At 28.6% G+C, this 6,959-nt stretch carries 10 protein-coding genes; 6 read left to right on the plus strand and 4 right to left on the minus strand.

Features of this window, described 5'->3' with window-relative positions:
- Together AACZ53_RS12955 and AACZ53_RS12960 are read left to right on the plus strand one after the other, a co-directional pair.
- Positions 1-260, plus strand: a 260-nt coding sequence (locus tag AACZ53_RS12955) for a lipocalin family protein (RefSeq protein WP_339839228.1), incomplete at its 5' end; no start/stop codon positions are given.
- A 120-nt stretch (positions 261-380) separates the two neighbouring features.
- A complete protein-coding gene (locus AACZ53_RS12960; protein WP_339839230.1) occupies positions 381-800 on the plus strand; it encodes a lipocalin family protein in 420 nt (139 codons plus the stop codon).
- Between the two features lie 12 nt (positions 801-812).
- Here the strand turns inward: AACZ53_RS12960 and AACZ53_RS12965 are convergent, their stop codons facing one another.
- Both AACZ53_RS12965 and prmA read right to left on the minus strand, forming a co-directional pair.
- Positions 813-1,088 carry an ATP-dependent Clp protease adaptor ClpS gene (locus AACZ53_RS12965; RefSeq protein ID WP_339839233.1) on the minus strand — a complete coding sequence of 92 codons (276 nt, stop codon included), beginning with the start codon at positions 1,086-1,088 and terminating at the stop codon, positions 813-815.
- A 95-nt stretch (positions 1,089-1,183) separates the two neighbouring features.
- Positions 1,184-2,017: a 50S ribosomal protein L11 methyltransferase gene (prmA, locus tag AACZ53_RS12970; protein WP_339839236.1), complete on the minus strand. Its 834-nt coding sequence runs from the start codon at positions 2,015-2,017 to the stop codon at positions 1,184-1,186.
- Positions 2,018-2,129: 112 nt separating this feature from the next.
- Between prmA and AACZ53_RS12975 the strand changes: the two genes are divergently transcribed.
- A complete protein-coding gene (locus AACZ53_RS12975; protein WP_339839239.1) occupies positions 2,130-2,720 on the plus strand; it encodes a glutathione peroxidase in 591 nt (196 codons plus the stop codon).
- 17 nt (positions 2,721-2,737) lie between these two features.
- Complete coding sequence (locus tag AACZ53_RS12980) at positions 2,738-3,346, plus strand: hypothetical protein (RefSeq protein WP_339839242.1); 609 nt, start codon at positions 2,738-2,740, stop codon at positions 3,344-3,346.
- A 2-nt stretch (positions 3,347-3,348) separates the two neighbouring features.
- Here AACZ53_RS12980 and AACZ53_RS12985 read toward each other — a convergent pair whose 3' ends face one another.
- Positions 3,349-3,843 carry an N-acetyltransferase family protein gene (locus AACZ53_RS12985; protein ID WP_339839245.1) on the minus strand — a complete coding sequence of 165 codons (495 nt, stop codon included), beginning with the start codon at positions 3,841-3,843 and terminating at the stop codon, positions 3,349-3,351.
- A 133-nt stretch (positions 3,844-3,976) separates the two neighbouring features.
- On the opposite strand from AACZ53_RS12985, the gene menD reads away from it, so the two are divergent.
- Together menD and AACZ53_RS12995 are read left to right on the plus strand one after the other, a co-directional pair.
- Positions 3,977-5,629, plus strand: a complete 1,653-nt coding sequence (gene menD / locus AACZ53_RS12990) for a 2-succinyl-5-enolpyruvyl-6-hydroxy-3-cyclohexene-1-carboxylic-acid synthase (protein WP_339839248.1) — start codon at positions 3,977-3,979, stop codon at positions 5,627-5,629.
- A 49-nt stretch (positions 5,630-5,678) separates the two neighbouring features.
- Positions 5,679-6,020 carry a DUF2853 family protein gene (locus tag AACZ53_RS12995; RefSeq protein ID WP_339839251.1) on the plus strand — a complete coding sequence of 114 codons (342 nt, stop codon included), beginning with the start codon at positions 5,679-5,681 and terminating at the stop codon, positions 6,018-6,020.
- 64 nt (positions 6,021-6,084) lie between these two features.
- On the opposite strand, the gene AACZ53_RS13000 is transcribed toward AACZ53_RS12995, so the two are convergent.
- Positions 6,085-6,846 (minus strand): TIGR02757 family protein, encoded by a 762-nt coding sequence (locus AACZ53_RS13000; RefSeq protein ID WP_339839254.1) that lies wholly within the window; start codon positions 6,844-6,846, stop codon positions 6,085-6,087.
- Between the last annotated feature and the right edge of the window lie 113 nt (positions 6,847-6,959).

The raw sequence follows: 6,959 nt of genomic DNA on the forward strand, positions 1-6,959 counted from the left end.
GTGGTTGTAACAAAGATTATTCTGAAATCATTGCTGGTGGAACTTTAAAAGATGTTTACTATGAAAGTAATGGAGCAGGTGGATGTGACGAGTTTATCGATACATTAAATTGGACAAGAAATGGTAACACTATAACAGTTAGTGAGAGTGGATTTTCTACTACAGGTGAAATTGTAGAATTAACTAATACTACATTAAAAACAAAATATACTGATCCTGCTGATGATTCGGTATATATTACAGTTTTTACAAGAAAATAATTTTTGTAAATTATTCTAAACAAAAATCCCTTTCAAATTTGAAAGGGATTTTTTTATTCTATTTTACATGTATGAAAAAAAGTAAATTTTTGTTTAAACAAAATAAAAACAAAATAAAAGATGAAAAAATTAGTACTACTATTTGTATTAGCAACAGTTACATTAGTTTCATGTAACAAAGATGATGAGAATGAAGCTCCAATTGAGGGAAGTTGGGAATTATCAGGTTATGGCTATATTATTGAAGGTAATGAAATTATAGCAGGTAATGGAGGGGGCGCACCTGGCTGCCCTAAATATTTTTTTGAAATTAAGAGTAATAGGCAATTATATCGCTATAATTCTTTTCATGATGGTCAAGGTTGTTATACAGAAGTTACGCAAGGCACTTGGGAAAGAGATGGTAAGACTTTTACAACAAATTATTCTGGAAATATCGGAATTGGAACAATATTAGAATTAAATAATTCAACACTAAAACTAAGATATATTGATATAAACACTAATTATTATATTTTTAATGTTTATTCTAGAAAATAATATTAAATTTTTTTATTCTATTTCAGCACTTAAGCCAGCTTCCAATAAAGAGGAACATTGTGGTTTGAGTTCGTCATAACTTCCTGTTTTAACGGTACATCTTCCTTTATAATGCACTAAAATAGCACATTGTTCTGCTTGTTTACTTGTATGTTCACAAACTCTTATTAAAGTGTCTATAACATGGTCAAATGTATTGACATCATCATTGTATAAAACAATTTCGTTGTTTAGTCCATAATCTTCTAGGACATCAACTTCTTCTTGTATTTTTTCTTTTGTACTCATTTTTAAGTTGTATGTTGTCTGTTTTCTGTTAAAAGTGTTATGTTTTAAATTTGACATTGACATTGACATTGACATTGAACTTGTCATTGATTATGCTAATTTACATATTTTAAAGATACCCAATTGTTTCTTTCAAACTTTTTAACATATGTTAATCCTTTGCTGGTGCATGATTCATCAATAAACGGAATGTCTTCAGTATAAAATCCACTAAATAAAATTGTTCCTTTTGGATTCAAGCAATCAACATATTGTTGCATATCATTTAAAAGAATGTTTCTGTTAATGTTGGCAATAATTAAATCGTATTTCTTTCCTTTTAAAAGAGCAGCATCACCTTCATAAACTGTAATTTGAGAACAATTATTACGTTCAGCATTTTCAATTGAATTCAAATAACACCAATTATCAATGTCAATGGCATCAATAGGTTTTGCTCCTTTCATTTCAGCTAAAATAGCTAAAATAGCTGTGCCACAGCCCATATCTAGGGTTTTCATATGCGTCACATCAGTTTCTAACAAATGTTGAATCATCATGTGAGTTGTTTCATGATGTCCAGTTCCAAAACTCATTTTGGGTTCAATTACAATATCAAATTCAGCATCAGTCTTAGCATGAAAAGGTGCTCTAACATGACATTTTCCGTCTACATCAATAGCTTCGAAGTTTTTTTCCCATTCTTCATTCCAATTTACTTGTTCAATTTCTTCTACTATATATGATATTTTGAACTCCTCATTACTTAAAATTGAAACACCATTTAATATATCTTCAGACCATAATTCTTTTTGAACATATGCCGAAACTCCTTCTTCTGTTTCCATAAAACTTTCAAAAGCTTTATCTTCTAACTCTGCTACTAATATTTCGCTTCCTAACTCTTTTGGGCTAACCGTAAAATGATATCCTATATAATTGCTTGACATAAAAATAATTTTTGCAAAGGTACATAAAGCTTTCGTTTTTTAGAATAATTTATCATTTGTTAACAAGGAGAAAACTTTTGATTGTGTATATTTGAAATAAAATAGAAAACTCATGAAAAATTCATTCATTGCAATTGTATTAACTACACTTTTATTTAGCTGTCAAAACAAAGCTCAAGAAAAAGTAGCTACAGTAGCTGCAAACAACTCAACACTTATGACAAAAGAGAATATTTATCAATTTAAAGTTACAGATTTATATGGTGCGGAATTTGATTTTTCGACCTTAAAAGGAAAAAAAATTATGGTTGTAAACACAGCTTCAGAATGTGGTTTAACGCCTCAATACAAAGATTTGGAAGCTATTTATGAAAAATACAAAGACAAAAATTTTGTAATTGTAGGTTTTCCTGCCAATAATTTTGGTTCTCAAGAGCCTGGATCTGACAAAGAAATTGCAGCTTTTTGTGAGCAAAATTACGGTGTTTCTTTTCCTATGATGTCAAAAATTTCAGTAAAAGGGAATGACATGCATAAACTTTTTCAATTTTTAACTCAGAAAAGTAAAAACGGATTAGAAGACAGTGAAGTGCAATGGAATTTTCAAAAATATTTAATTAATGAAAACGGTGAATTAGAAAAAGTGATCGCACCAAGAACATTGCCAACTGATGCTTCTGTTATAAAATGGATTGAAGGATAAATTAAATTATTTTTAATATGATTAGATTATTTAAGTTTTTTTGTTTGTTTCTAGTCCTTTTGATTAGTTCTTCTTGTGCAAAAATATACATTGAAGAGTTAAAGAAAACGCCAGAATCTATTACTGATGGATCAAAAAATGTAGCATTAATTTCAAGAAATAATGTCCTGTTGTATGAATTTGATAAAGAGTTTGAGAAAAATTTTCAAACTAAAAATGTGTATTCGGATTACTTTATCAATAGTTTCGAGGCAGAATTAAAATCAAAGCAATTATATAAAAGTGTATCCATTTTAGATGGTAATTCAGATATTGAAACAATTTTTGACACCACTGATTTCGATTATATAATTTCAATAGAAGATGTGAAAATTACAGCTTTTTTCGAAGATTCTCACAACACGAGTTATTCTGCAAACATTGGTAATTCTGACAAGAAAAAGAGCACTGTGAGATGTAGAGTAAAGATTTATGATAAGATAATTAAAAAATCTGTTGCCGAATTTTATGCCACTGGTGAATCTGATTATTCAGAAAGAAATTATAAACTAATCGTAGAAAGAGCTTCCCAAAAATCAATTGAAAATGCAATAGAATATTTAAAAACAGGAAAAGTAAAATTTTAAATTTAAAGAAGTAACTGCATAAAAACAGTATCTAGCCATTTATCAAATTTAAAGGCAGATTCTTTAATGATTCCGACAGTTTCAAATCCAAACTGTTTATGAAATTCCACACTATTTTGATTTTCGGCATCAATAACCGCTATCATGGTGTGGTGTTTTTGTTTTTTGGCTAATTCAATTAATTCAGCAAGAAGAAGCTTTCCTAGCCCTTTTCCTTGATGGTTTACAGAAACATAAACGGAATGTTCAACTGTAAATTTATAACCTTCTTTAAAGCGAAAAGTACCATAAGTTCCAAAACCTGCAATTTCATTATCAATTTCAATGACAATTAACGGAAAATCTGCTTTTGTTTTCTCGTCAAAAATTGCTTTTTGCTGTTCCAAAGTTCTTGGTTCATAATCATAAATAGCAGTTGTATTTAGAATATTATAATTTACAATTTCTAAAATTTCCTCTAAATCTTTTTCAGTTGCATTTCTAACTTTAAAATTCATAAAAATTTAATATTTGTCAAAGGTAAAAAGTTTATTCAATAAAAGTAATAACCTTAACAACTTTGTATCTTTGTAAAAATAAATAAATACTTAAATTCTGAAATAATTTCAGAAGAAGTAAATTCAGTATAAAATGATTTACCCAAAAATACCTTTAGCACAAAGTTTAATCGAAATTTTTAAAGCAAAAGGAATACAACATATTGTAATTTCTCCTGGTTCAAGAAATGCACCATTGACTATTGGTTTTTCCAATCAACAAGATTATTTTAAATGTTATAGTATTGCAGATGAACGTTGTGCTGCTTTTTTTGCTTTAGGAATGGCTCAACAATTAAACCAACCAGTAGCAGTTGTTTGTACTTCTGGTTCAGCATTATTGAATTATTATCCAGCTGTGGCTGAAGCTTTTTACAGTCAAATTCCAATAATTGTAGTTAGTGCAGATAGACCACAAGATAAAATTGATATTGGTGACGGTCAAACAATTCGACAAGAAAATGTATTTGCCAATCACAGTTTGTATAATGCTAATTTAACCGAATATGCTTCTAATGACAATGACATAAAAATTAATGTTGCTATTCATGAAGCTATTTCTAAAAAAGGACCAACTCACATTAATGTTCCTTTTGAAGAACCTTTGTATGATTTAGTTTCAGCGCTTTCAGTTACTCCAAAATTGCTTCCTTTTGAAAATGAAAGTATTGAATTCGCTTTAGATGAGAAGTTTATTCAACAATGGAATTTAGCAAAAAAGAAACTAATTTTAGTTGGTGAGTTAAAGCCAAATTCGATTGAAAGTTCACTTATTGAAATTTTTGCTAAAGATGATTCTGTCGTAGTTTTGACGGAAAAGACTTCTAATTTACATCATGAAACTTTCATTGATACAATTGATACTTTGATTACTCCTTTTTCGGATGCAGATTTTAAAGATTTTCAACCAGAAATTTTAATTACTTTAGGAGGAATGGTTGTTTCAAAACGAATCAAAGCATTTTTAAGAAAATATAAACCAAAAGAACATTGGCATATTGATACTTTAAGAGCTTACAATACTTACGGAAGTTTATCTCAACATTTTAAAACAACACCAAATGATTTTTTTAGACAATTGTTTACTAAATCAATTAAAGTTGAAAGTACTTATAAAGATTTTTATTCAAAAATAAATGAGGTAAGAAAAGGCAAACATATTGAATATATAAATGAAATTCCTTTTTCCGATTTTAAAGCATTTGAATTTGTAAGTCATAATTTACCAAAAGATATTCAACTGCAAGTCAGTAATAGTTCGGCTATTCGTTACTTACAATTAGTGGCTATTGATAAATCTATTGAAGTTTTTTGCAATCGAGGAACAAGTGGAATTGATGGATCAACATCAACTGCAATTGGAGCTGCATTACAATCAAATAAGCCAACTATTTTTATAACGGGTGATATTAGTTTCTTTTATGATAGTAATGCTTTGTGGAACAATTATATTCCTAAAAACTTTAAAATTATACTAATTAATAATAGTGGTGGTGGAATTTTTAGAATTTTGCCAGGACATCAAGAAACGGAAGTTTTTAATACATTTTTTGAAACTTCACATCATTTAAATGCATCTAATTTGGCTAAAATGTTTGACTTTACTTATTATCAAGCAAAGGATGAAACTAGTTTACAAAATCAATGGCAATTATTTATGAATCAAAATGATAGCCCGTCTATATTAGAAATTTTTACACCAGAAAAAATTAATAATAAAATATTGACTAAGTATTTTAAATGTTAAATTTTTTAACTAAATTTGATTTCTATTATTAATAAAAAACTATATAAAAATGAGTAAAAGAGACGAATTAATCGTAAAATATGCTGCAGATTTAAAAGATAAATGTGGTGTAACTCCAGACATGGATTTGTTAACTAAAGTAACTGTTGGTTGTGGTCCTTCAATTTATAATGCAGATTCTGCAACTGTTGCGGGTTCTGACGAAAAAGAATTAGCAACAGTAAAAAATAATTTTTTAGTTAAAAAATTAGGATTAAAAGATGGTCCAGAATTAGATAAAGCAATTGATGCCGTAATTGAAAAATATGGTCGTTCAAATAAAAACAAATATAGAGCAGTAGTTTATTACTTACTTGCTGTTCATTTCAAAAAAGAATCTATTTATAAATAAGATTTAAATAACCAAACCCAACCAAACTATTAAAAAATCCTAACTTGTTTAGGATTTTTTTATTTTAAAAACTTTCAAAAACACCTAAGCCAAACAGCGCAAAATCATATTTAACAGGATCATTTTTGTCTAATTTTCGTAAGGCTAAATCTAATTCTGCTAAAGCTTTTCCATCGTTTTGTTTTCTTTTTAGCAAGCCTAGTTTTCTAGCTACATTTCCTGAATGTACATCTAAAGGACAAGATAATTTTGAGGTTGGAATTGATTTCCAAATGCCAAAATCTACTTTGTTATCGTTGCGTATCATCCAACGTAAATACATATTGATTCTTTTGGCTGCACTATTGTTTAAAGGATCTGAAACATGCTTTTGTGTGCGTTGTAAATGTTCGATTTCAAAAAAAACTTTCTTAAACTCATGAATGCTTTTTTGCATGCTGTTTTTCTCTTGATTTTTAGCAAACACAGCTTCTAAACCATCGTGATTGTTGTAGATGTTTTGTAAAGCTTTTACAAACGTTTTGGCATCTTCGGCATTGAACGTTCTGTGTACAAAATTATCAAAGGATTCTAAACTATCTTCAGAATGATTCATAATAAAGTCATAAGGAGAATTCCCCATTATGTCCATTAACTTTTTGGAATTTTTGATAATCATTTTGCGATTTCCCCAAGCAATTGTAGCACTCAAAAATCCTGCAATTTCGATGTCTTCTTTTAAAGAAAATAAATGTGGAATTTGAATAGGATCACTTTCAATAAAATCAAAATTATTGTATTGAATAACCTTTTCGTCCAAGAAATCTTTTAATTCGGATTTATTCATTAAACCATTATATTTCCGTCCTTCATAACTAATTTTCGGTCAGCCATATCTGCTAATTATTCGTTATGGGTTACGATTACAAATGTTTGACCAAATTCATCACGCAGTTTAAA

Origin of the sequence: uncultured Flavobacterium sp. (genome assembly GCF_963975005.1) — a bacterium.
Lineage (GTDB): Bacteria > Bacteroidota > Bacteroidia > Flavobacteriales > Flavobacteriaceae > Flavobacterium.